Here is a 21,847-nt window from a genome sequence, read left to right on the forward strand (position 1 = left end):
ATTTATCCTTGTTCCTCATGCTTTTTCCACTCACTTTTATAACGGTTAATCGCTTTTTGATGATCGGCAAAGTTTTTCGTATAAATGACTTCACCACTTGGACGTGCATAGAAGAATAAGTAATCCGATTTTTCGGGATGAAGCGCTGCTTTAATTGACGGTTCACCTGGAGAATTAATCGGGCCAATGGGAAGTCCTTTATATTTATACGTATTATAGGGAGAGTCAATTTTTAACTCTTTGTATAACAGCTTCACTTTAAAATTCTTTCGTGCATATTTGACAGTCGGATCCGAACCAAGCGGGATTTGCTTTTTGATACGATTGTAAAATACGCCGGCAATTTTCCCACGATCTTGATCTGCTTGTGCTTCGCCTTCAACAATTGCCGCCATTGTTAAGAGTTGATACGGTGTTTTCTTCATGTCCTTCATGTCTTTTTTATAGAGATCAAGCACGTTTTCTGTTTTCGCTACCATGCGTGTTACAATCTCTTTAACACTTGTTTTTTTCGTATTAAATACATATTTCGCTGGAAATAAGTAGCCTTCAAGTGGATAATAAATTTTCTTATTAAATACCTTCTTGTCGATGATTGGGTATTTGCCTTGTAATTCTTTTACGAAGGCACGATCATTCATAACTTGTAATACGCTCTCTTCGGATTGACCGGTTTGTTTCGCAATAACCTTCGCTACTTTTGGAACGGTAAAGCCTTCTGGAATTGTAATGGATACGTGATGACGCATGCCCTCTTTTCCTTCTGTTAACACCGATAAAATTTGATCGGCATCCATCCCGGTTGTAAAATCATATGTTCCTGCTTTTAAGTTGCTTTCGTTTTTGTATTTTGCATACCAAGCAAAAATCGTACTACTTTTAATAACGCCTTTTTTCTCAAGTTGATCCCCAATATCATTAATGGACGAGCCTTGTGAGATCATTACTGTGATGTCTTGTTCTTTCTCACTGTTCAACGGACCGAGCGCACTTTTTATGTATGTATAGCCAAAGATCAGTACAGCAAGGAGCACAACGAAAAGCGATAGAGCAATTTTCAATCCGGTTCTCTTTTTCTTAGGACCATTGGGTAATGGGCCGCCGGACACAGTGTTCAATAATAGCATGAGCTTATCTCCCCTTTCATCTGCTTTATTATACTGATAAGTAAAATTCATGTCTAGTTTCCTCGAAATTTGTTTCCAATCATTAGTATGTACAGTTTCGTCAAGAACTAGCGATTAAGATGAAGAAGGACTTGTGATTCAGTATGTTTTGGGTGTTTTTGCACGTGGAATTGTTGTTGCGTACGATGCTCTACGCACGAAATTTTTGTGTTGCACAATATTTTCATTTTTTTTGGCGTTTTCATAGGTTTGGCTCTTGTTTTGCTTTTTTTATCCCATGCACATGCTTTTGCACACGATTTGTCTTGCTTGCGCTTGAAACTGGTACTCCTGCGCCCGATTCATTCTCAGTCAATTTTTCCGCATGGGCTTACAGGCATACAATGAAAAAAATGGCTTTATCACCCAACTGATGATAAAGCCATTTTTTGTGAATGAAGATCTTTTTACTCTTCGTCTTGTAGAGCGTTTAATGTTTCTTCAATCATTTCCCACTCTTCGTCTGTTTCTAAAGGATAAAGCTCAAGATCATCTTCGCCTTCGCCTTTTTCTACGATACGGAATGGATACACTTCTTGCTCTTCTTCTTCATCTTCTTCTCCTTCGCCAGCTGGAACGAGTAGAATGTATGAATGACCTGTCGGAGTTGTGCTTCCGTCAATTTGTAGTAATACTTCAAATAAATTCTCTTCCCCATCTTCTCCAGGGATTACAATGTGTTCTCTTTCTTCGTTTGCCATTATGGGTCACCTCATTTGTTTAATTGCTGTCTGTCTAAATAACCTTGCAGGATTAAGACAGCAGCCATTTTATCAATTACTTGCTTGCGCTTTTTGCGGCTTACATCAGCAGAAATGAGCATTTTTTCAGCAGCCATCGTCGTTAGACGCTCGTCCCATAACACAACCGGAACGTTGTATCGTTCTTGCGCTTGCGCCGCAAACGCCTGACACGCTTCTCCGCTCGGCCCAATAGAGCCGTTCATGTTTTTGGGTAAACCTACTACAATGGCTTCTACTTCATACTGCGTAACCCATTCACCAATTCGTTCAAATACTTCATCGGGTTGATGTGGTTTTCGCTTCACCGTCTCAATCCCTTGAGCGGTCCAGCCCATGCTATCGCTTACGGCGACACCGACTGTATGCGAGCCAACATCTAGTCCTAAAACCCTCGGCATTAGTAAGAGTCCTCTTTCTTGGCATCAAGATAGGATTTCACAAGCTCTTCAATCAATTCATCACGCTCAATTTTCCGAATCATCGTTCGCGCATCGTTATGACGCGGAATATAAGCCGGGTCTCCAGACAGCAAGTATCCTACAATTTGATTGATTGGATTATACCCTTTTTCCTGTAGGGCTTCATACACAGAATAAAGGACTTTTTGTACATTTGGATCCATTGAATCGTCATGAAAGTTAAATTTCATCGTTTTATCCATCGAACTCACGGCCAACACCTCTTTCTCTAAACTCCCAAATATAGAATGTAAGCGCAACTGCCTACAGTCATTGTACCCTTTATGACGCAATTAGGAAACAGATTTCACTGTTTCAAAGACAGATTGTAACGCCTCTTCTAGCTTCGCTGGGTCTTTCCCACCAGCTTGTGCAAGATCCGGACGTCCACCACCGCCGCCACCACAACGGGTCGCTACTTCTTTAACAAGCTTTCCAGCATGGTAGCCTTGGGCAATTAAATCTTTCGACACGCCCGCAACGATATTAACTTTATCGCCATTGACGGCACCTAAGACGACAATACCACTAGCAAGCTTACTCTTCAAATCATCAACAATAGAACGCAGACCATTCATGTCACTAGCTTCTACGACTTTTGCAATAACCGCAACGCCATTTACGTCAACTTGTTCATTGACTAAGCTACCCGCTTCCATATTACCAAGTTTCGCTGTTAATGATTCTTTTTCTCGTTGCAGGTCGCGCATTTGGCCTTGAAGGGCTTCAACACGCTGCGGTACGTCTTTTAAATTGGTTTTTAAGAAGCTCGCTGCTTCTTTAAGCAGTTGCACTTGTGCATTCATTGCTTTGTACGCTTCCTCACCTGTTACAGCTTCAATTCTGCGCGTTCCTGCACCTATACCCGTTTCCGAAAGAATCTTAAACAACCCAATTTCAGACGTGTTTTTAACGTGCACGCCACCACAAAGCTCTAAGCTATACTCACCAATGCGAACAACTCGCACGACTTTTCCGTATTTTTCACCGAAAAGAGCCATCGCTCCCATTGCTTTTGCTTCTTCAATAGGCTTTACCATTTTCTCAACAGCAATCGAATGCCAAATCTTCTCGTTTACAATGCTTTCAATTTGCTCTAATTCTTCTGCTGTTATACTTCCAAAATGAGAAAAGTCAAAACGCAAGCGGCCAGGAGCAACGAGTGATCCTGCTTGGTTAACGTGTGTGCCTAGTACGTCTTTCAGCGCTTGATGCAGCAAGTGAGTCGCTGTATGATTTTTTACGGTTGCTTGACGAAGACGCTCATTAACCGTCGCGGTCACAGTTGCGCCTTTTTTGATCGTACCGGTAAGCACTTCAACATGATGTACGTTCTGTCCATTTGGCGCTTTTTGTACATCTTTAACGCGCAATTGCACGCCATCCGCTGTTAGCACGCCTTGATCCGCTACTTGCCCACCACTTTCAGCATAGAACGGTGTTACATTTAAGATGAGCTGTCCTTCATTACCTGCTGCTAACAAATCTACTTTTTCTCCATTGCTTAACAGCTCTTCGACAGTTGCTTCACACTGTTCTTCATCATAGCCGATAAATGTACTTTCCACAGTAATTTGGCTTAAATCGCCACCTTGTACTTGCATGGAATCTACATCTTGGCGAGCTGAACGAGCGCGCTCACGCTGTGCTTCCATTTCACGCTCAAATTCTTCGCGATCAACGGTCATATTCTGCTCAGCCGCGTATTCTTCAGTTAATTCAAATGGAAAACCAAATGTATCATACAATTTAAACGCATCAGCCCCAGCAATCACGGTATGGTTTTGTGCTTTTTCCTTTTGCATAACCTCTTCTAAAATCGCTAAGCCTTCATTAATGGTTTCATGGAAACGCTCTTCTTCATTTTTGATTACTTTTTGAATAAATGGCGTTTTCTCTTCTACTTCTGGATAAAAAGCTTTCATAATTTCGGCTACAGTTGGAACGAGCTCATACATAAATGGCTTTTCAATGCCAAGCTGTTTTGCAAAACGAATCGCGCGGCGAATGAGGCGACGCAAAATGTAACCGCGGCCTTCGTTCGATGGAAGAGCATTATCACCAACAGCAAAGGATACGGTTCGAATGTGATCGGCAATGACTTTAAATGCCGTATCATCCGCGTTGTTTTGCCCATATGCGCTTCCGGACAAACGTTCTGTTTGCTTAATAAGCGGCATAAATAAGTCGGTATCAAAATTGGTAGGCACGTCCTGAATTACACAAACCATGCGCTCAAGCCCCATACCAGTATCAATGTTTTTCTTTGGTAGCGGTGTATACGTACCGTCTGGATTATGGTTAAATTCTGAAAAGACGAGATTCCACACTTCTAAGTAGCGATCATTTTCTCCACCTGGATACAGTTCAGGATCATTTACGTCATTGCCAAAAGCCTCTCCACGATCGTAGAAAATTTCCGTATTTGGTCCACTTGGGCCTTCGCCAATGTCCCAGAAGTTACCTTCTAAACGAATAATGCGCTCTTCTGGCACGCCTACAGTATGTAACCATAAATCGTACGCTTCATCATCTTCTGGATGAATGGTAACAGATAGCTTTTCTGGATCAAAGCCAATCCATTTAGGATCAGTTAAGAATTCCCATGCCCACACGATGGCTTCTTTTTTAAAGTAATCTCCAATAGAGAAGTTTCCTAACATTTCAAAGAACGTATGGTGACGCGTTGTAACCCCTACATTTTCAATATCGTTCGTACGAATTGATTTTTGCGCGTTAACGATACGAGGGTTGTCTGGAATGACACGACCGTCGAAATATTTTTTTAGTGTTGCTACGCCACTATTAATCCAAAGCAACGATGGATCTTCATGCGGAACGAGCGATGCACTTGGTTCTACACTGTGACCTTTTTCTTGGAAAAAGTCTAAAAACAGTTGACGAACTTGAGCGGAAGTTAAGTGTTTCATATGAATTCTCCTTTCATTTTCGAAAGCGATGACAAAGGCTATTTTTATACCATAAAAAAAACTCCCATCCCCGATTGATCTGCAATCAGGGACGAGAGTTGAATTCTCGCGGTACCACCCTGGTTATAAAGCACACATGATGCTTTATCACCTTCGTTTAAAGGGTAACGGCCTTCAACCGGCAGGTATTAGCTGCACTTATAAGAGTAGCTTTCTGTTTAGCCTTCCGAGAAACCTTGCAGCCGTGGGTTTCTTCTCTAGTAACAAAAGGAATTAAACATACTTTTCTCTCGTCATCATTTTACATTATTCTTGCGGTTAGTATACTTCCTTTTATGGCTCTTTGTCAATCTTTGCCGACCATCTGCTCTTTAACATATGCAAGGCAACCACTTTTAATACAGAGAAAAGAGGCACTGCAATGATTAATCCTACGACGCCTCCTATTTGACCACCAACTAAAAGTGCAAAGATAATCAGCGCAGGATGAATATGTAGACTCTTACCGACAATGAATGGACTTAAAATATTTCCTTCAATAAATTGTAGTGCTAACATGATCAGAGCGGTAAATAGCACCATTTTCGTAGATATCGTAAACGCTATAAACAACACCGGAATTGCGCCTAAAATCGGTCCGAAATAGGGAATAATGTCTGTTAACGCAATGATAATGCCCAGCACGATTGGATACGGCATGCCGACTAACCATAAAGCAATCATCGCACCTATTCCAAGCAGTCCACCTACAATAAGCTGACCCCGAATATAGCCGCCTAACGTATGATGAATATCAATGAGTAAAGATCTTCCCTCTTTGCGCCAAGCAGGCGGCGTCACATACCAGATAGCTCGTTTCATCACATCAATATCTTTAAGAAAATAAAAAACAAGAAAAGGAATGACTATAATTAAAAAGAAATAATCTACGATGCGTTTAAAAAACGTTAGTGAATGAAGTAAGCTTTGTTGTACATATTCCTCTCCAGAATGGATGTAATCCTCAATACGAATATGAATACTTCGAGGAAAATGAGACGTATGATGATCGATAAAAGCTAACCCATCTTCATACGAGTGAACAATCAACGGTAAGCTTTCCATCAGTTCGCGAAGCTGCACAATTAGTTGCGGAATGCCCTTGTATAATCCAAAAGCAAGACCGCCAAAAAACAGCAGATAAATACATAGAATAGCAGGTGTGCGTGGCATACCATGATGATGGAGCCACTCGACGAGCGGATGCAGCAAATAGGCAAGAAATAGCGCTAGCAAAAACGGGATTCCAACCGACCGCAGTACGTTAAGTAGACCACTTCCGTAAGGAGCCAGCAATAACAGTAACCAGCTGCATAAAAATAGGAGTAATACGATGGACAACCATTGCATCCATTGGATATAACGCTCCTTCTGCATCCAACTTCACCTCCATCCTTAGTGTAGCCAAGACGATAAGAATCCATGTAACAAAAAGAAGGACTTGGGACACAGGTTTTTGGGCGCACTTGCGAGCTCGGCGCTTGTTTTGCTCTCTTTTCGGACCCTTGCTCATGCTCTAAAGAGAGGATTGTCTTGTTTACCCGCAAACTAGGTGCCTCGACGCTTGACTTCTCCTTTTTGCGATGATTGCATGTCTTGCACGCTATTTCTGCTCATTTTGAACACATTTGCGAGCTCAGCGCTTGTTTTGCTCTCTTTTGGACCCTTGCTCATGCTCTAAAGAGAGGATTTGTCTTGTCTGCGCGCGAATCAAGTGTCTCTGCGCGCGAACCAAGGGCCTCTGCGCGCGAACGGAGTGCCTCTGCGCGCGAACCAAGGGCCTCTGCGCGCGAACGAAGCATCTCTGCGCGCGAACGGAGCGTCTCTGTGCGCGAACCAAGGGCCTCTGCGCGCGAACGAAGCGCCTCTTGCGCGCAATCCACTTTTTTCGAAATCATTGACATGTTTAGTAATAATCATGCGATTTCTAAAAAGTCCTTCTACTCTCTCTAACATGCTTTAGCGTTAGATCCATCACAGGTACGAGCAAAAAAAACGTGGCGTTGCGGTCATATCAGAACCTTGAAGGCCAGACAAGCTAAAGTGAAAATAACAAGTGACATAAAAAAATAGCTTCAGCGTCAAAAAGCGATGCTGAAGCTATTTTTTATGAGGTAGGGCTATTTATGTCCCTGCACCTCTTCTTTTTTGTTAATAAATGGCTTTTGCTAACTTTTTACGGAATCGTTTTACTTTCTTAGAAGAAAGCAAATCATCGACCGCTTTAAAGTGTAGCATATGGTTGCGAGAACGCATCCCATACATAGCAGCCCAAAGGCCTCCAAGCGCCAACATTGGTTTAAGATAACTGTTCATGCTGTCACCCGCCTAGTTTGGATAGTTAGTGAGCATCTGCGTTGTAGGATAGATCATGCTCTTCAAACAAGTCATCAAGTGACGTTAACGAACCGTCCTGTTCTACTTGATGAAGAGAAAGTCTGCCATTAACAATCGATAGCTCGATGAAACATCCCCAGCAATAATACTGGTTAACACCAATTTTCCCAATGTCTTTGCAACCGCAATTCGGGCACTTCATGAAAGGTCCTCCTTCTAGCACTAGCGTACAAAAAGGCGTTGTGTTCCGATGGTTACCGGCTCATGTGAGTAGATTAACGGTCTTCCGTCATTCCAATCAGGAAACAACCCTTTTGTTACTTCAATTGCTATAATCTTGGACCAATCACTGGAAAAATATACATCTTCAATTACCGCTTCTGTGCACCCGTCACTCGAACAAAGCGCTTGCTTCCACAAATTACGCGGTCCTTTTCCAATATAAAAGCAACCCGACGGCAAATGAGGCACTTTTGTTACCTCACCTTTGCAACAGACAAGAGAATGATCAAGAGATACGTGTGCACCTTGACAAGGCACATAGGTTCGATGCGGTAGCAGTCGTTTTTTACAAATGACCCAGCCTAACACCGTCCCTTTCGCATTTAACACGACATCTTCTACTTTGCCAAGGAGCTGACCTTGATCGTTAACGGCTTTTACACCTTTTAAAAAAGAAAATGTTCGCAAAGTATCCTCCACCCTTCCGAACATTTCTTAGAATGCCTCTTTGTTTACGAATTCATGCTTGAAACGTTTTCCATAAACTGTACGAGCTTTTCTTTTAACGCCGTATGGCGAATCGCTGCTTCTGAATGATCAACAGCCATGCGAAATGCTTGTTCATCGCCACACAGAATGAGAAATTCTTTACTGCGTGTAATTCCAGTATATAGCAGGTTTCTTCGCAGCATGCGATAATAACTTTTCACTACAGGCATAATAACGATTGGAAATTCACTGCCTTGTGATTTATGAATAGAGCAGCAATAAGCGTGCGTTATGTGATGAAACGAAGAACGCGGATAAAGAACTTCAATCTCGTCAAATGCCACAACAAGCTGATCTTCTTTGTCGACATTTTCTTTGCTATAAATGATAGCAACAATTTCGCCCATATCGCCATTATATACACCATCTTCTGGTTGATTAACGAGTTGAAGCACTTTATCGCCGGTACGAAATATACCTTGTGGCACGGCTAACTCACGCTTTTGTGGAGAAGCAGGATTAAAAAGGGTTTGCAACGACTCATTTAAGGCATCAATGCCAGCACTGCCTTTATACATCGGGGCAAGCACTTGAATGTCTCTTGCGCGAAAACCTTTTTGCACAGCATTGGCACACACTTGATTCACAACGTCTAACACTTGTTGCGGATAACACGTAAAAAAGCTGCGATCGCTTTTCTTTTGTAGCAGATCTTGGGGAACAGTGCCTTTTTTCATCGCATGCGCTAGTTCTATAATTGACGAGCCTTCCGCTTGTCGGTAAATGTCTTGTAACTCAACAACCGGAATAACCTTAGAATCAATAATGTCACGCAAAACTTGTCCCGGACCTACAGAAGGAAGCTGATCTTCATCACCGACAATCACGACTTGAATAGAGCCTGGCAAGGCGCGAAATAACGCATGAGCGAGCCAAATATCAACCATAGACATCTCATCAATGATTAGCAACGAGCCTTCTAATGGATTTTCCGTAGAATGATCAAAGCCCGCGCCGCCTTTCCAACCGAGCAAGCGATGAATTGTAGAAGCAGGAATGCCCGTCGATTCGGTCATTCGTTTCGCCGCCCGGCCCGTCGGAGCAACGAGTAAAACAGGAAATGGTTCGTCTTTTTTATACTTTTTAGGATCAAGAGAAACGCCATGAAGCTCACTAAATAGCTCCACGATGCCTTGAATTACCGTTGTTTTTCCGGTACCTGGTCCGCCCGTTAAGACCATAATGGGCGATGATAACGCTGTTTCAATGGCTTCTCGCTGTGTGGGGGCATATTCAATATTTAAACGCTCTTCTAATTGACCAAGCGCCTTAAGAAACTCCGCTTGGCCAAATTGTTCGCGGAATTGATCTTGTCCCGCTAAACCGACAATTGATTGCGCTAGCCCTTGTTCCGAAAAATACAGCGATGGGACATAAAGACGATCTTCCTCCATCATGACATGTCCTTCTTCGCGTAATGCTTCGATTTCTCGAAAAAGATCGCTATCTGTTAAAGGCTCATCGCCTCCTGCTAACAATTGCTTGGCAGCGGCTAGCAGTTGTTCGGTACTCATAAATACATGACCCGCTTCGGCCCCTTTTTCTTGAAGAAGATACAAACATCCTGCCTTTAGTCGGTCCGGATGATGATAGGCTAGTCCTAACCCTCGTCCGATTTCATCTGCGCGCTGAAAGCCAATTCCCTCCACATCATAAATGAGTTGATACGGATTATTTTGTACAACATGCAGCGCTTCTTCTTTGTAGGTTTGATAAATTTTTATAGACAGTTGCGGACCTATGCCAAATGGGTTTAAGGCAACCATCACTTGCTCAAGTCCTTGGTGCTCGACGAGAACATCATAGACGGTTTTTGCTTTTTCCTCATTTAAATGAGGAACGCCATTTAACACTTCGGGATTTTCTAAAATGGCGGAAAGGGCATTATCTCCGACGTGATCAACGATCGCCTCTGCGGTTTTTTTCCCGATGCCATGAAACAAATCGCCAGATAAGTAATGAATCATCCCTTCACGGGTTTGCGGCATGTCTTTGCGAAATTGTTTCACATCATATTGCTTTCCATACTTCGGATGTTCTTTAAACACACCAAAAAAAACGTAGCGTTCTTCTTGCTGCATGGGCGGTAACGTTCCAATAATAACGATTTCTTTTTCATTGTAGGCCTCATTCGTTTCAATCACACGAATGCGAGCAACGGTATATAGATTTTCTTCATTAAAAAAGATCGTGGAAAGCAACGTTCCTTTTATATATTTTTGTTGTTCATCAAATAGATCGAAGGAAGACTGTCTCTCCATCACCTCTTCTCCTTACATTAGCTTTTTTTCAGCATTATTTTTTCCATTCGCAGCCAGATAATGATCAGGTTGTAAGCGCAACGCCTCATTAAACTGAGCAAGGGCTTCATGCGGTTGATCAAAATACATATGCGCCACGCCAAGATTGTATCGTGCATCCGCATGCGCTGGCGCTTGAGCAATCACCTGCTGAAACACGGCCTGTGCCTCTTTAATTTGAGAACTATTCGCTAAACAGAGTCCGTATTGAAAACGTGCTTCAACATCGGCTTCATTCAGTTCAGTGGCTCGCAAAAAATGAGGCAATGCTCGTAGCGACTGCTCTAAAGACACATAACACATACCAAGCATAAAATGCACATCTCCTTCAATTACGCCACGCTTTTGCGCTTCTTGAAAGCACGAGATTGCCTCTGTAAAGCGCTCTAGATGATACAAGGCTATTCCCGCGCTATAATACGCCGCGCCTGCTTCTGCATCAAGTGCCATTGCTTTTTCAAAAAAGAGAAGCGCCTGCTCATGCTCATGCACTTTACTTAACAAATTTCCATAATTAATGTAGGGCACAGGATTGCCTGGCTCACGTTCCATTTCTTCTTGTAACGCTTTAGCAATTTCTTCTAATTTTCCTTTTTGTGCGTATGAATCCATGTCAAATCTCCTTATTCTGTCATCGTGTAGCCATTCTACTTATTATGTAAAAAAACCAGCCCTGCTTGAACATTCGAGGACTGGTTTTCTAGTGAATTACAAATACGAGATGCGTGTGTCGTTTTTAAACACTTCATCAATAGTAGCGCCACCAAGACAAACATCACCATCATAAAAAACAACGGCTTGTCCAGGTGTGATGGCACGCTGTGGTTCATCAAAAACAACGGATAAACGACCATCTTCCATCGTTGTTACCGTAACGCCTTTATCGGGTTGACGGTAGCGGAATTTTGCCGTACATTTCTTTGATCCTTCTAACGGTTTAGACGACAACCAGCTTGGTTCTTCAGCAATTAAACGATCGCTATATAACGAATCATGATCAAAGCCTTGTTCTACGTAAAGTGTATTTGACGCTAAATCTTTACCAACCACGAACCATGGTTCGCCGCTGCCTCCAATACCAAGGCCGTGACGCTGACCAATCGTGTAGTACATTAAGCCATCATGTTTTCCTTTTACAGCACCGTCTAGCGTCGTCATATTGCCCGGCTTCGCTGGCAAGTAATTGCTTAAAAACTCTTTAAAGTCACGTTCACCGATAAAACAAATACCTGTTGAATCTTTTTTCTTTGCTGTCGCAAGGCCTGCTTCTTCAGCAATTTTACGAATTTCCGGTTTATTTAACTCTCCAATTGGAAAGAGTACTTTACTAATCTGGTCTTGAGAAAGCTGATTTAAAAAGTACGTTTGATCTTTGTTAGCATCGACGCCACGCAACATCGTCACAAGTCCTTCCTCATCTTCTCCAATGCGCGCATAATGACCTGTAGCCACATAATCGGCCCCTAGGCTCATCGCATGATCGAGGAACGCTTTAAATTTAATTTCTTTATTGCACATCACATCAGGATTTGGTGTGCGCCCTGCCTTGTATTCTTCAAGAAAATACGTAAACACTTTATCCCAATATTCTTTTTCGAAATTGACGGCATAATATGGAATGCCAATTTGGTTGGCTACAGCGATGACATCATTATAATCTTCAGTAGCTGTACACACTCCAAACTCATCGGTATCATCCCAGTTTTTCATAAAAATTCCGATGACATCGTACCCTTGTTGTTTTAGGAGCAGGGCAGCGACAGAAGAATCAACACCACCAGACATTCCGATGACGACCCGTGTATCCGCTGGTGACTTTTTACTTAGTGCTGACAAATGGCTCCCCCCCTTTTTTTGTAATCGTTAGCAGACGTTCTCTAACATAATGCTTAGTTTACTTTATTTTTGCAGGCGTTTCACTATTTTTGCTGTTTCTTGTGCAGCTTGCTCGATTTCTTCCATCGTATTATGCAAACCAAAGCTAAAGCGCACCGCTTCTTTCGTCCGATTTTGCTTCCCAAACATGGCCGTTAACACATGTGATGGCTCCAGCGATCCTGCGGTACAGGCTGAGCCACTAGAGGCGGCAATACGAGCTAAATCAAGATTAACGAGCAAGATTTCCGTTTTTACGCCTGGAAAAGAGACGTTCAGTACGTGTGGTAGCGTATGCTCTTGCTCACCATTGCGTAAAAACGTAATGCCTGCTTCTGTAAAGATGGAGAGCATTTTTTGTTTATACGCTTCATAACGCGCCGCTTTTTCCATCCCTTCTTCTCTCATGATGGAAATGGCTTGCTTAAAGCCAGCTATAGCCGCAACATTTTCCGTTCCTGCTCGGCGTTTTCGCTCTTGCTCGCCGCCATACAACAGCGGATCTAGTGCTACTTCCTCGCGAATATAAAGAAAACCAACACCTTTTGGTCCGTTTATTTTATGAGACGAAACACTGAGCAAATCAACCTTTAGTTCATTAACATCAATTGGTAAAACGCCATAAGCTTGAACAGCATCTGTATGAAACACCGCCTGATGAGCTTCTAGCAACTCACCAATTGCAGCTATGTCTTGAAGCGTTCCTACTTCATTATTACCATACATAATAGAGACAATAATTGTATCAGGACGAAGCGCCGCTTTTAGCTCTGAAAGCGAAATACGGCCTGTTTCATCAACAGGTAAATACGTCACTTCAAAGCCTTCTGACTCTAAGCGCGCGCACGCATGTAAGACGGCGTGGTGTTCGATTTGCGACGTAATAATATGACGCCCGGTTTCTTTTTTAGCAAGGGCGGTTCCGAACAATGCCGCATTGTCTGCTTCTGTTCCACCACTTGTAAAGACGATGCTGTTCGGCGTGGCACCAATGCTCTGTGCCGCTACAAGCCGTGCTTCATCAAGCAACTGTCGTGTTTTTCGACCAAAGTGATGAATGCTAGACGGATTGCCGAAATGCTCGGTTAAATAGGGCACCATCGCTTCTACAACATCAGGATGGACGGGAGAAGTTGCTGCATGATCTAAATAAATGTAATCCATAAAAAACTCCTTCTTTCATTCTCCTAAATGTAAAACATATACGAATCCTGACTGCCTTCGCCTTCATAATTTGCTAAGTCATCGAGCGTTGTATGATCCAATACATCTTTTACCGCATCACGTATACGAATCCATAAATCTCTCTTTGCTGGCTCTTCGTCTTCTAACACTTCAACAGGAGAAATGGGACCTTCAAGCACGCGAATAATATCTCCCGCTGTAATCGTTTTTGCTTCTTTCGCTAAAATGTAGCCACCATACGCACCGCGAATGCTTTTTACGAGACCTGCATTGCGAAGTGGTGAAATCAATTGCTCTAAGTAATGCTCGGACAAGGAATGCTCCTTCGCGATCACCTTCAGCGCAGTCGGACCTTCACCGTGCTTTTTCGCTAATGCCATCATAATGGTCAGCCCGTATCGGCCCTTTGTTGATATTTTCATTTTGAACACTCCGTTCTATCCAATAATTCACGATTTTCTTACAAATAGGTAACGTATAGCCAACGAGCATTCCTATGGATAAACAAAAAAGTAGCGTTCCCATAAACACTGGCCCTTTTAATAACCAGCCAACGATTAAGACGAGCACTTCCATACCTAAGCGAACACGCGCAAGTTTATAACCCGTTACTTCCGTTACAGCTAACATTAAGCTATCTCGCGGCCCTGCTCCACAGTCACTAGAAATGTAAAAGCCGATTCCAATGCTATTAATCACGATTCCTGCTACGAGCATAAGCACGGCTCCCACCGTTGAATGTGGTGTTGTAATAAAAGGAAGCATTAAATAGCCGTCAATAAAAATGCCCACACATAACATATTCAAAAAAGCACCAAGCTGTGGTGGTTTTTTCGTTATGAACGCCGTCGCACCAATAATAAGAAAACCGACAAGAATACTCCATGTTCCGATTGTTAAGCCTATGTGGCGATACAGTCCAATGTGGAGGACGTCCCACGGTGCACTTCCCAAGTCAGCACGAATCATTAACGTAATGCCAAACGCCATAATAAGCAGCCCGCCAAAAAACACGAGCCAGCGTTTGAAACTTCTCTTGATGCTAAATGAATGACTTTTCACTCATATACCCTTCTCTCGGCTTATTTACCTGATTGCTATTCTGCTTTTTTCACCTATGAATTTCACCGATACGTTCTCTTTATACATACTGCTCATTATAGCATTCTGCTCTAAAAATGGCTATGCATCAAGCGAGGTGCACTCGTTTCCCCTTCTAAAATGGTCGGACCCTTTTGCACATAACAACATAGAATAAAAGACAGGTAAGTTTCTCTACCTACCTTCCCTATTATCCCCGTTGGAGGCTATGCATGTGATTGATAAACAAAAAATAGAACAGTGTATTCGTGAAATCCTAATTGCACTTGGTGAAGATCCTGATCGCGATGGCATTAAAGACACCCCTCGTCGCGTCGCTAAAATGTACGAAGAAGTCTTTCAAGGTATTCAGTATACAAACGATGAAATCGCAGACCAATTTGGAACATGTTTTGAAGAAGACATGGACTTTCTAAGTAAAGATGGCATTATCCTAGTCAAAGACATTGAATGTACAAGCTATTGTGAGCATCATATGGCGCTCATTTATGATATGCATATTACCGTTGCGTATAAACCAAAAGATAAAGTTATCGGCTTAAGCAAGATTGCGCGCATTGCCGATATGGTTTGTCGTCGCTTACAAATTCAAGAACGCATTACGTCCGACATCTTTTATATTATTGAAAAGGTAACCGACAGTGATGATATTTATGTAAAAGTAGACGGCAAGCATGGGTGCATGACAGCACGCGGAATTAAGAAACATCAAGCCGTGACCTTTACTGAACAAAAAAGCGGCATTTTTCAGCAACAACCTCCTACTTTTTAACCCTTGAATCGAAAGGAATTTATCATGATTTCTTTTAAAATCAAAGACACCATTTACAGCGTAAATGAAAAACGACATCGGATTGAAGATATCCTCCTCGTTGGCTCATTGATCAATGGTGATTATGAAGAAAAAAGCGATATTGACTTTTACATCGTTATTGATAATTGTTCACCGCGCGTTCGTCAGCAAACGTTCGAAAGAATTGCACAAGAATTAAACGTGCCAAAATATTGGATTACATTTTTTACGAAAGATGAATTTCAGCAAGAATGTAATCAAGGTCGCCAAAACTATTATTTTTGGTATGTTCGGCTAAAACACAAAAAAATCTACTCTCGAAACAACTTTGCGCATCAAGCGTTACAGCGCATGCCATTGTTTTCGGATGTGGATGGATTATTACAGATGAAAAGAAATCACATAAGATCCATCATGTCCGAAGTAAGAGCGAATCGCTACTCAGATGAAGAAGCTATCAATCAACTTGCTCGTGTCATTCGTGATACGTGTATTAATATTTGTTTCTTACAAGGCTATTTAGAATTTGGCAAATATAAGCCAGTGGAGCTTTGCTACCAATTTAAAACGATAAAAATGCCGTTTTCTTACGCTAATTATCGGCACCTTTATCGAATTAAACGAGCTTATAAATTTGATAAAGGTAATTTCGCTCTTTCCGGGGATGTTGCAGCCTTTATTGAGACGTGGTATGTACGCTATAAAAAGCTATCTCAGGAAGCCCTTCGCCTCTGTGAAGATGTGCAAACGAAAGACTTTAAAAACCCCCTCCAAAGCTTTATTTCATCATAATCTCTCTTACAATTCCTTGCATTCCCTCTACCAGTATAGTACCTTTTGATTACTGTGAACCTGATAGAGTAAGGAGGATCTGATGGATTTATTCAGCCAACATAGCGAAGATGTAAACCAAACACGCGGACCACTTGCTAGTCGCATGCGCCCGCAAACACTACAAGAATTTATCGGACAATCTCATATTATTGGTGAAGGAAAATTATTGCGTCGTGCGATTATGGCTGATCAGCTAACACCTATGATTTTCTTTGGACCACCCGGAACGGGGAAAACAACGTTAGCAAAAGTAATTGCGAATACGACCTCTGCCTATTTTGAACAATTAAATGCCGTGACATCTGGTGTTGCCGACTTAAAACGCGTTACGTCCGAAGCGAAAGAACGCCTCATCATGGAGACCCAAAAAACCGTTCTCTTTATTGATGAGATTCATCGCTTTAATAAGAACCAACAAGATGCGCTGCTGCCGTTTGTAGAAGATGGAACGGTCGTCTTAATTGGGGCAACAACAGAAAGCCCGATGTTTGAAATTAATCCAGCCCTGCTTTCACGCTCGCGCCTATTTCGCTTTGAACCGCTAGGCGAAGCAGATATTTCTCTTCTCATCGAGCGAACGCTTCATAATAAAGAACGTGGCTATGGCAAATACAACGTAGTGCTTGATGAGGATGCGAAACAGCATCTTGTAACAGTAGCCAATGGCGATGTGCGCACCGCCCTTAACGCGTTAGAGCTTGCTGTCTTAACAACGACCCCAAACAGCGATGACGAAAGCATTCACATCACTCTTGCCATTGCTGAAGAAAGCATTCAGCAACGTGTATTGCAGTATGATAAAAAAGGCGATAACCACTATGACACCACTTCCGCCTTTATTAAAAGCATTCGTGGTTCTGATCCGGATGCGGCGCTTTATTGGCTAGCGAAAATGATTTATGCCGGTGAAGATCCTCGCTTTATTGCACGGCGAATTTACGTACATGCCGCTGAAGACATCGGCCTTGCCGATCCGAATGCGCTGCTGGTCGCTCAGGCTGCTGCGTATGCCGTAGACTTTGTCGGCATGCCCGAAGCACGTATACCGCTCGCTGAAGCCGTCGTTTATTTAGCAACCGCTCCGAAAAGCAATAGTGTCATTAAAGGAATTGACACGGCTCTTGCTGCCGTTTCAAAAGAAAAAAGCGGCCAAGTACCGATTCATTTGCGCGATGCTCATTATAAAGGTGCTAAAGAACTTGGACACGGTCTTGATTATCAGTATCCGCATGACTTCCAAGATGGTTATGTTGTGCAACAATATTTACCAGACCATTTACGCAACAAAACCTTTTATGAACCGTCACCTCGCGGCTTTGAGAAAAGCATTCAAAATCGCTTACACTACTTTATGGAACGTAAACGTAAGAACCGTTAATCTAGCACTCTCCTAGAAAAAGACTAGCAAAGTTATTTTCTATGTATAGAACACTCTCCTTTTGCTCACAATGAAAACATAACCTTGTATTCGAAAAGAAGGAGAGGATTTATATGATGAAAGTGCGACAAGATGCTTGGTCTGAAGAGGACGATCTCTTATTAGCAGAAACCGTACTCCGTCACGTTCGTGAAGGCAGCACGCAGCTGCATGCATTTGAAGAAGTTGGTGATCAATTAGAACGCACAAGCGCGGCCGTCGGATTTCGCTGGAATGCGATTGTACGTAAAAAATATGAGCAAGCTTTAAAAATAGCGAAAAAGCAACGCAAAGAACGACAACGAGCACTTGCTAAAAGTGTAAAAGAACAACCAAGCCAACCGAAAGCACCCGTAGCACCTAAGAAAACAACGTATGAGCCGCCACTCGTTACAGATGAAGAAGTCTATCATCCCGATGATTTCTTTAAACACGCCTATAGCGCGCCTGTTGCAGCAGCGCCACCGCTCGTACCACAAACGCAACCTACACACCCACTAGCTCATCATCAAAAGCTAACGAATAACAGCACAGATGATTTGCTAGCAGACGTTATTGTCTTTTTACAAGATTTGCACAAAAACGGCTATAACACTGAAGAAATACATCGTGAAAATGAGCAGTTACAGCAAGAAAACAGCCAGCTCCGTCAGCAAGTAAACACGTTAGAACGAGATTTTGCAGCGATGAAAGAGGATTATCAAGCTTTGTTACAAATAATGGACCGGGCCCGTCGTATGGTACTTCTTCAAGATGAGCTACCTACCGATAATACGAGTTTCAGAATGGATAAAAATGGAAATCTAGAAAAAATGGCAAAATAGCCAGCAAAAAGAACCTAACCACGCGTATGCGGTTAGGTTCTTTTTCACGAGATTCTATTACTAGTTTCTCTAGCCACGGTTAATATGAATGTGATGCGTTTCTAACAACGTATTCACAACATAACCTGCCATAAATAACCCTGAGACTGATGGCACAAAGGAGTTGGATGACGGTGGCATTTTTGCCTTGCGAATCTCAGGTGCATTTTCTGGAACGATTTTTTCACGAATGTCTTCGCGAATCTTCACAGGTGTTTCATCTGAAAACACAACCGGTACACCTTTATAAATCCCCTCTTTACGAAGGCGTTGACGAACAACACGCGCAATGGGATCGTATGACGTTTTTGAAATATCGGTAATGCGCAAACGTGTAGGATCTAGCTTATTCGCAACACCCATGCTCATAATGATCGGAATGTTGCGTTGTAAACATTCTTTTGCCACGTGTACTTTATACGTAATCGTATCCGATGCATCGACAACAAAATCTAAATTGTGCGCAAAAAACTGTTCATACGTTTCTTCTGTATAAAACATTTTAAGCGCAATAACTTCACAATCTGGGTTAATATCGGCAATTCGTGCTTTCATAAGCTCTACTTTATCTTGACCAACCGTTGAAAGCAGTGCATGAATTTGACGGTTTACATTCGTAATATCGACAGCATCTTTATCAACGAGAACGAGTTTTCCAACACCGGCACGCGCTAATGCTTCTGCTGAGAAAGACCCAACGCCCCCAATTCCTAAAACCGCGACCGTACTGCCTTTTAGTGCGGCTACACCATCCTCACCAATTGCTAATTCATTTCTAGAAAATTGATGTAACATGTTTTCTCCTTTCACAAAGAACCACATAATAAATAACGAGCTACCAATTACAAAGAATATACTATTTTGTTTTTTCGTACAACCATTTCCACTAAAGATTTCCTTAAAATATGGTCTTTATCTTGATAAATAAGAAAAACCGACTATCACATAGCCGGTCATACCGTTAACGTATAAAGAAAGAGTCCCGATCTTGCCGTTACATCCTAAGTTTTGAACCTGCTTCGCAGGTGGGTGCCTTGTTTCGTAACTTATGCGTCCCTCTTAAAAAGAGGGCGTGCACGCCTTACAAAAACGCAGGCTCCCGGATAAAAAGTGTTGGCTCAAAACATTCGGTATAAACGAACAAATCAGGACTCTTTGATTGCTTTAACTATAGCATATCGTATTTCTAAAAATCAAGAAAATGAACACTATTTTAAAAATATTCTAATAGTTCGCTCTTCTTCCTTATGCTTGCGTCTTTTCAGAGCGTTGAATGCGTAAGTGCAAATCATCAAGCTGTTTTTCACTTACTGCAGACGGCGCATTTGTTAATAGGCAGCTTGCACTTGCTGTTTTTGGGAAAGCAATGGTATCACGGAGATTCGTTCTACCTGCTAACAGCATAACAAGACGGTCAAGGCCAAGAGCAATTCCACCATGAGGCGGTGTTCCATATTCAAACGCATCCAAGAGGAAGCCAAACTCTTCTTTCGCTGCTTCTTCTGAGAAACCAAGCGTTTTAAACATTTTCTCTTGAATGTCACGTTGGTAAATACGCTGTGATCCGCCACCAAGCTCATAACCATTTAAGACAAGGTCATATGCTTTTGCACGAACAGAAGCTGGGTCGCTTTCTAGCATATGAAGATCTTCGTCTTTTGGCATTGTAAATGGATGATGCGCCGCTACGTAACGATTTGCGTCCTCATCGAATTCAACAAGCGGGAAGTCGACAACCCACAAGAAATTAAATTGATTCTCGTCAATTAGATTTAAATCTTTGCCAAGTTTTAAACGCAATGCGCCTAATGCATCAGCTGTTACTTTTTTGGAATCAGCTACAAATAATAAAAGGTCTCCTGTTTCTGCTTGCGTTGTTGCGACAAGGCTTTGTTGCTCTTCTTCACCGAAGAATTTAGCAATAGGTCCTTTTAATTCGCCTTCTTCTACTTTTAACCAAGCAAGACCTTTAGCGCCATAACGGCTTACAAACTCCGTTAAACCATCAATGTCTTTGCGAGAATAGTTCGCTGCTTCGCCTTTCACATTGATCGCTTTTACTTCGCCACCATTTGCTACTGCACTAGCAAATACTTTAAAGCCCGATGTTTTTACAATCTCAGATACATTAACAAGTTCTAATCCAAAACGAGTATCTGGTTTATCAGAGCCGTAGCGTCCCATTGCTTCTGCATACGTCATACGTGGCAATGGTGTAGATACATTGACACCACGAATGTCACGAAGCAATGTTACCATCATGTCTTCCATCATTTTCATTAATGTTTCTTGTGTCATAAAGGATGCTTCAATATCGATTTGTGTAAATTCTGGCTGACGGTCAGCACGTAAATCTTCATCACGGAAGCAACGCACAACTTGGAAATAACGTTCAAAGCCAGATACCATTAATAGTTGTTTAAATAATTGTGGTGATTGTGGCAATGCGTAAAATTCACCCTCATGCACACGGCTTGGCACGAGATAGTCACGCGCGCCCTCTGGCGTGCTTTTCGTTAACATCGGCGTTTCAATTTCCATGAATGCTTCTGCATCTAAATAATCACGAATAAGCTTTGTTACGCGGTATCGCATTTTCATCGTTTCTTGCATTACCGGACGGCGCAAGTCTAAATAACGATACTTAAGGCGAATGTCTTCGTTAATGTCGTTATCATTAGAAATCGCAAATGGTGGTGTCTTAGATGCGTTTAACACGTCTAATTGTGCACCGTGAACTTCAATGTGACCTGTTGCTATATTTTCATTAATCGTTCCTTCTTGGCGCGCAACGACCGTTCCTTTTATCGAAAGAAGAAACTCACTGCGCACACTTTCTGCTGTTTGCAATGCTTCAAGCGAAACCGCTGGATTAAAGACGACTTGGACTTGACCAGAGCGGTCGCGCAAATCGATAAAAATTAAGCCCCCAAGGTCACGGCGCTTTTGCACCCATCCTGTTAATGTTACTTCTTGCCCTACATGTTCTTTTGTTAAAATGCCACACTGATGTGTTCGTTCCATTTTTTGTTTCC

At 42.3% G+C, this 21,847-nt stretch carries 22 protein-coding genes, 1 other RNA gene and 1 other annotated feature; of the genes, 4 read left to right on the forward strand and 19 right to left on the reverse strand.

Annotation, left to right across the window (positions count from 1 at the left end; all coding sequences use genetic code 11):
• Positions 1-2 precede the first annotated feature (2 nt).
• From mltG to A374_RS11165, 16 genes are all read right to left on the reverse strand, one after another.
• Positions 3-1,178 carry an endolytic transglycosylase MltG gene (mltG, locus tag A374_RS11095; RefSeq protein ID WP_007202302.1) on the reverse strand — a complete coding sequence of 392 codons (1,176 nt, stop codon included), beginning with the start codon at positions 1,176-1,178 and terminating at the stop codon, positions 3-5.
• A gap of 395 nt (positions 1,179-1,573) precedes the next feature.
• A complete protein-coding gene (locus A374_RS11100) occupies positions 1,574-1,867 on the reverse strand; it encodes a DUF1292 domain-containing protein (protein ID WP_007202303.1) in 294 nt (97 codons plus the stop codon).
• Between the two features lie 11 nt (positions 1,868-1,878).
• Positions 1,879-2,307: a Holliday junction resolvase RuvX gene (gene ruvX, locus A374_RS11105; protein WP_007202304.1), complete on the reverse strand. Its 429-nt coding sequence runs from the start codon at positions 2,305-2,307 to the stop codon at positions 1,879-1,881.
• Positions 2,307-2,579 (reverse strand): IreB family regulatory phosphoprotein, encoded by a 273-nt coding sequence (locus A374_RS11110; RefSeq protein ID WP_007202305.1) that lies wholly within the window; start codon positions 2,577-2,579, stop codon positions 2,307-2,309. Before A374_RS11110 ends, ruvX begins: the two co-directional genes overlap by 1 nt.
• An 81-nt stretch (positions 2,580-2,660) precedes the next feature.
• Positions 2,661-5,297 (reverse strand): alanine--tRNA ligase, encoded by a 2,637-nt coding sequence (alaS, locus tag A374_RS11115; protein ID WP_007202306.1) that lies wholly within the window; start codon positions 5,295-5,297, stop codon positions 2,661-2,663.
• An 84-nt stretch (positions 5,298-5,381) separates the two neighbouring features.
• Positions 5,382-5,603, reverse strand: a binding site (T-box leader).
• 27 nt (positions 5,604-5,630) lie between these two features.
• Positions 5,631-6,713, reverse strand: coding sequence for an AI-2E family transporter (locus A374_RS11120; protein WP_007202307.1), 1,083 nt, complete (start codon positions 6,711-6,713; stop codon positions 5,631-5,633).
• Positions 6,714-7,006: 293 nt separating this feature from the next.
• On the reverse strand, positions 7,007-7,240 hold the full coding sequence (locus A374_RS11125) for a hypothetical protein (RefSeq protein ID WP_007202308.1): 234 nt from the start codon (positions 7,238-7,240) through the stop codon (positions 7,007-7,009).
• A gap of 247 nt (positions 7,241-7,487) precedes the next feature.
• Positions 7,488-7,652, reverse strand: a complete 165-nt coding sequence (locus A374_RS20640; protein ID WP_156793208.1) for a hypothetical protein — start codon at positions 7,650-7,652, stop codon at positions 7,488-7,490.
• Between the two features lie 25 nt (positions 7,653-7,677).
• On the reverse strand, positions 7,678-7,875 hold the full coding sequence (locus A374_RS11130) for a hypothetical protein (protein ID WP_007202309.1): 198 nt from the start codon (positions 7,873-7,875) through the stop codon (positions 7,678-7,680).
• A gap of 20 nt (positions 7,876-7,895) precedes the next feature.
• Positions 7,896-8,363: a PRC-barrel domain-containing protein gene (locus tag A374_RS11135; protein WP_007202310.1), complete on the reverse strand. Its 468-nt coding sequence runs from the start codon at positions 8,361-8,363 to the stop codon at positions 7,896-7,898.
• A 44-nt stretch (positions 8,364-8,407) separates the two neighbouring features.
• A complete protein-coding gene (gene recD2, locus A374_RS11140; RefSeq protein ID WP_007202311.1) occupies positions 8,408-10,705 on the reverse strand; it encodes an SF1B family DNA helicase RecD2 in 2,298 nt (765 codons plus the stop codon).
• Positions 10,706-10,717: 12 nt separating this feature from the next.
• Positions 10,718-11,356: a tetratricopeptide repeat protein gene (locus A374_RS11145; RefSeq protein ID WP_007202312.1), complete on the reverse strand. Its 639-nt coding sequence runs from the start codon at positions 11,354-11,356 to the stop codon at positions 10,718-10,720.
• Between the two features lie 96 nt (positions 11,357-11,452).
• Positions 11,453-12,580, reverse strand: coding sequence for a tRNA 2-thiouridine(34) synthase MnmA (gene mnmA, locus A374_RS11150; protein WP_007202313.1), 1,128 nt, complete (start codon positions 12,578-12,580; stop codon positions 11,453-11,455).
• Positions 12,581-12,643: 63 nt separating this feature from the next.
• Positions 12,644-13,783, reverse strand: coding sequence for a cysteine desulfurase family protein (locus A374_RS11155; RefSeq protein WP_007202314.1), 1,140 nt, complete (start codon positions 13,781-13,783; stop codon positions 12,644-12,646).
• Positions 13,784-13,806: 23 nt separating this feature from the next.
• Positions 13,807-14,226 (reverse strand): cysteine metabolism transcriptional regulator CymR, encoded by a 420-nt coding sequence (cymR, locus tag A374_RS11160; protein WP_007202315.1) that lies wholly within the window; start codon positions 14,224-14,226, stop codon positions 13,807-13,809.
• On the reverse strand, positions 14,159-14,866 hold the full coding sequence (locus tag A374_RS11165; RefSeq protein ID WP_007202316.1) for a YczE/YyaS/YitT family protein: 708 nt from the start codon (positions 14,864-14,866) through the stop codon (positions 14,159-14,161). Before A374_RS11165 ends, cymR begins: the two co-directional genes overlap by 68 nt.
• 247 nt (positions 14,867-15,113) lie before the next feature.
• On the opposite strand from A374_RS11165, the gene folE reads away from it, so the two are divergent.
• The 4 genes from folE (at position 15,114) to A374_RS11185 (ending at position 18,773) form a co-directional block, all read left to right on the forward strand.
• A complete protein-coding gene (gene folE / locus A374_RS11170; protein WP_040340533.1) occupies positions 15,114-15,677 on the forward strand; it encodes a GTP cyclohydrolase I in 564 nt (187 codons plus the stop codon).
• 24 nt (positions 15,678-15,701) lie between these two features.
• Complete coding sequence (locus A374_RS11175) at positions 15,702-16,490, forward strand: nucleotidyltransferase domain-containing protein (RefSeq protein ID WP_007202318.1); 789 nt, start codon at positions 15,702-15,704, stop codon at positions 16,488-16,490.
• Between the two features lie 82 nt (positions 16,491-16,572).
• Positions 16,573-17,910 carry an AAA family ATPase gene (locus A374_RS11180; protein ID WP_007202319.1) on the forward strand — a complete coding sequence of 446 codons (1,338 nt, stop codon included), beginning with the start codon at positions 16,573-16,575 and terminating at the stop codon, positions 17,908-17,910.
• Between the two features lie 113 nt (positions 17,911-18,023).
• Positions 18,024-18,773, forward strand: coding sequence for an RsfA family transcriptional regulator (locus A374_RS11185; RefSeq protein ID WP_007202320.1), 750 nt, complete (start codon positions 18,024-18,026; stop codon positions 18,771-18,773).
• A 69-nt stretch (positions 18,774-18,842) separates the two neighbouring features.
• On the opposite strand, the gene A374_RS11190 is transcribed toward A374_RS11185, so the two are convergent.
• The 3 genes from A374_RS11190 to aspS form a co-directional block, all read right to left on the reverse strand.
• Positions 18,843-19,607, reverse strand: coding sequence for a tRNA threonylcarbamoyladenosine dehydratase (locus A374_RS11190; RefSeq protein WP_007202321.1), 765 nt, complete (start codon positions 19,605-19,607; stop codon positions 18,843-18,845).
• A 180-nt stretch (positions 19,608-19,787) separates the two neighbouring features.
• Positions 19,788-19,967: non-coding RNA, 6S RNA (gene ssrS / locus A374_RS20045), on the reverse strand.
• 90 nt (positions 19,968-20,057) lie between these two features.
• Entirely contained in the window at positions 20,058-21,836 is a 1,779-nt protein-coding gene (gene aspS, locus A374_RS11195; RefSeq protein WP_007202322.1) for an aspartate--tRNA ligase, read from the reverse strand.
• Positions 21,837-21,847 lie beyond the last annotated feature (11 nt).

Origin of the sequence: Fictibacillus macauensis ZFHKF-1, assembly GCF_000269865.1 — a bacterium.
GTDB classification, from domain to species: domain Bacteria; phylum Bacillota; class Bacilli; order Bacillales; family Fictibacillaceae; genus Fictibacillus_C; species Fictibacillus_C macauensis.

Excerpts from the sequence above, each read along its gene's own strand:
- A374_RS11155 (WP_007202314.1), bottom strand. The coding sequence starts at position 13,783 with ATGGATTACATTTATTTAGATCATGCAGCAACTTCTCCCGTCCATCCT.
- A374_RS11130 (WP_007202309.1), bottom strand. The coding sequence starts at position 7,875 with ATGAAGTGCCCGAATTGCGGTTGCAAAGACATTGGGAAAATTGGTGTT.
- alaS (WP_007202306.1), bottom strand. The coding sequence starts at position 5,297 with ATGAAACACTTAACTTCCGCTCAAGTTCGTCAACTGTTTTTAGACTTT.
- cymR (WP_007202315.1), bottom strand. The coding sequence starts at position 14,226 with ATGAAAATATCAACAAAGGGCCGATACGGGCTGACCATTATGATGGCA.
- A374_RS11100 (WP_007202303.1), bottom strand. The coding sequence starts at position 1,867 with ATGGCAAACGAAGAAAGAGAACACATTGTAATCCCTGGAGAAGATGGG.
- A374_RS11145 (WP_007202312.1), bottom strand. The coding sequence starts at position 11,356 with ATGGATTCATACGCACAAAAAGGAAAATTAGAAGAAATTGCTAAAGCG.
- aspS (WP_007202322.1), bottom strand. The coding sequence starts at position 21,836 with ATGGAACGAACACATCAGTGTGGCATTTTAACAAAAGAACATGTAGGG.
- A374_RS11125 (WP_007202308.1), bottom strand. The coding sequence starts at position 7,240 with ATGTCAATGATTTCGAAAAAAGTGGATTGCGCGCAAGAGGCGCTTCGT.
- A374_RS11180 (WP_007202319.1), top strand. The coding sequence starts at position 16,573 with ATGGATTTATTCAGCCAACATAGCGAAGATGTAAACCAAACACGCGGA.
- A374_RS11185 (WP_007202320.1), top strand. The coding sequence starts at position 18,024 with ATGATGAAAGTGCGACAAGATGCTTGGTCTGAAGAGGACGATCTCTTA.
- mltG (WP_007202302.1), bottom strand. The coding sequence starts at position 1,178 with ATGAATTTTACTTATCAGTATAATAAAGCAGATGAAAGGGGAGATAAG.
- A374_RS11190 (WP_007202321.1), bottom strand. The coding sequence starts at position 19,607 with ATGTTACATCAATTTTCTAGAAATGAATTAGCAATTGGTGAGGATGGT.
- A374_RS20640 (WP_156793208.1), bottom strand. The coding sequence starts at position 7,652 with ATGAACAGTTATCTTAAACCAATGTTGGCGCTTGGAGGCCTTTGGGCT.
- folE (WP_040340533.1), top strand. The coding sequence starts at position 15,114 with ATGCATGTGATTGATAAACAAAAAATAGAACAGTGTATTCGTGAAATC.
- recD2 (WP_007202311.1), bottom strand. The coding sequence starts at position 10,705 with ATGGAGAGACAGTCTTCCTTCGATCTATTTGATGAACAACAAAAATAT.
- A374_RS11120 (WP_007202307.1), bottom strand. The coding sequence starts at position 6,713 with ATGCAGAAGGAGCGTTATATCCAATGGATGCAATGGTTGTCCATCGTA.
- A374_RS11175 (WP_007202318.1), top strand. The coding sequence starts at position 15,702 with ATGATTTCTTTTAAAATCAAAGACACCATTTACAGCGTAAATGAAAAA.
- ruvX (WP_007202304.1), bottom strand. The coding sequence starts at position 2,307 with ATGCCGAGGGTTTTAGGACTAGATGTTGGCTCGCATACAGTCGGTGTC.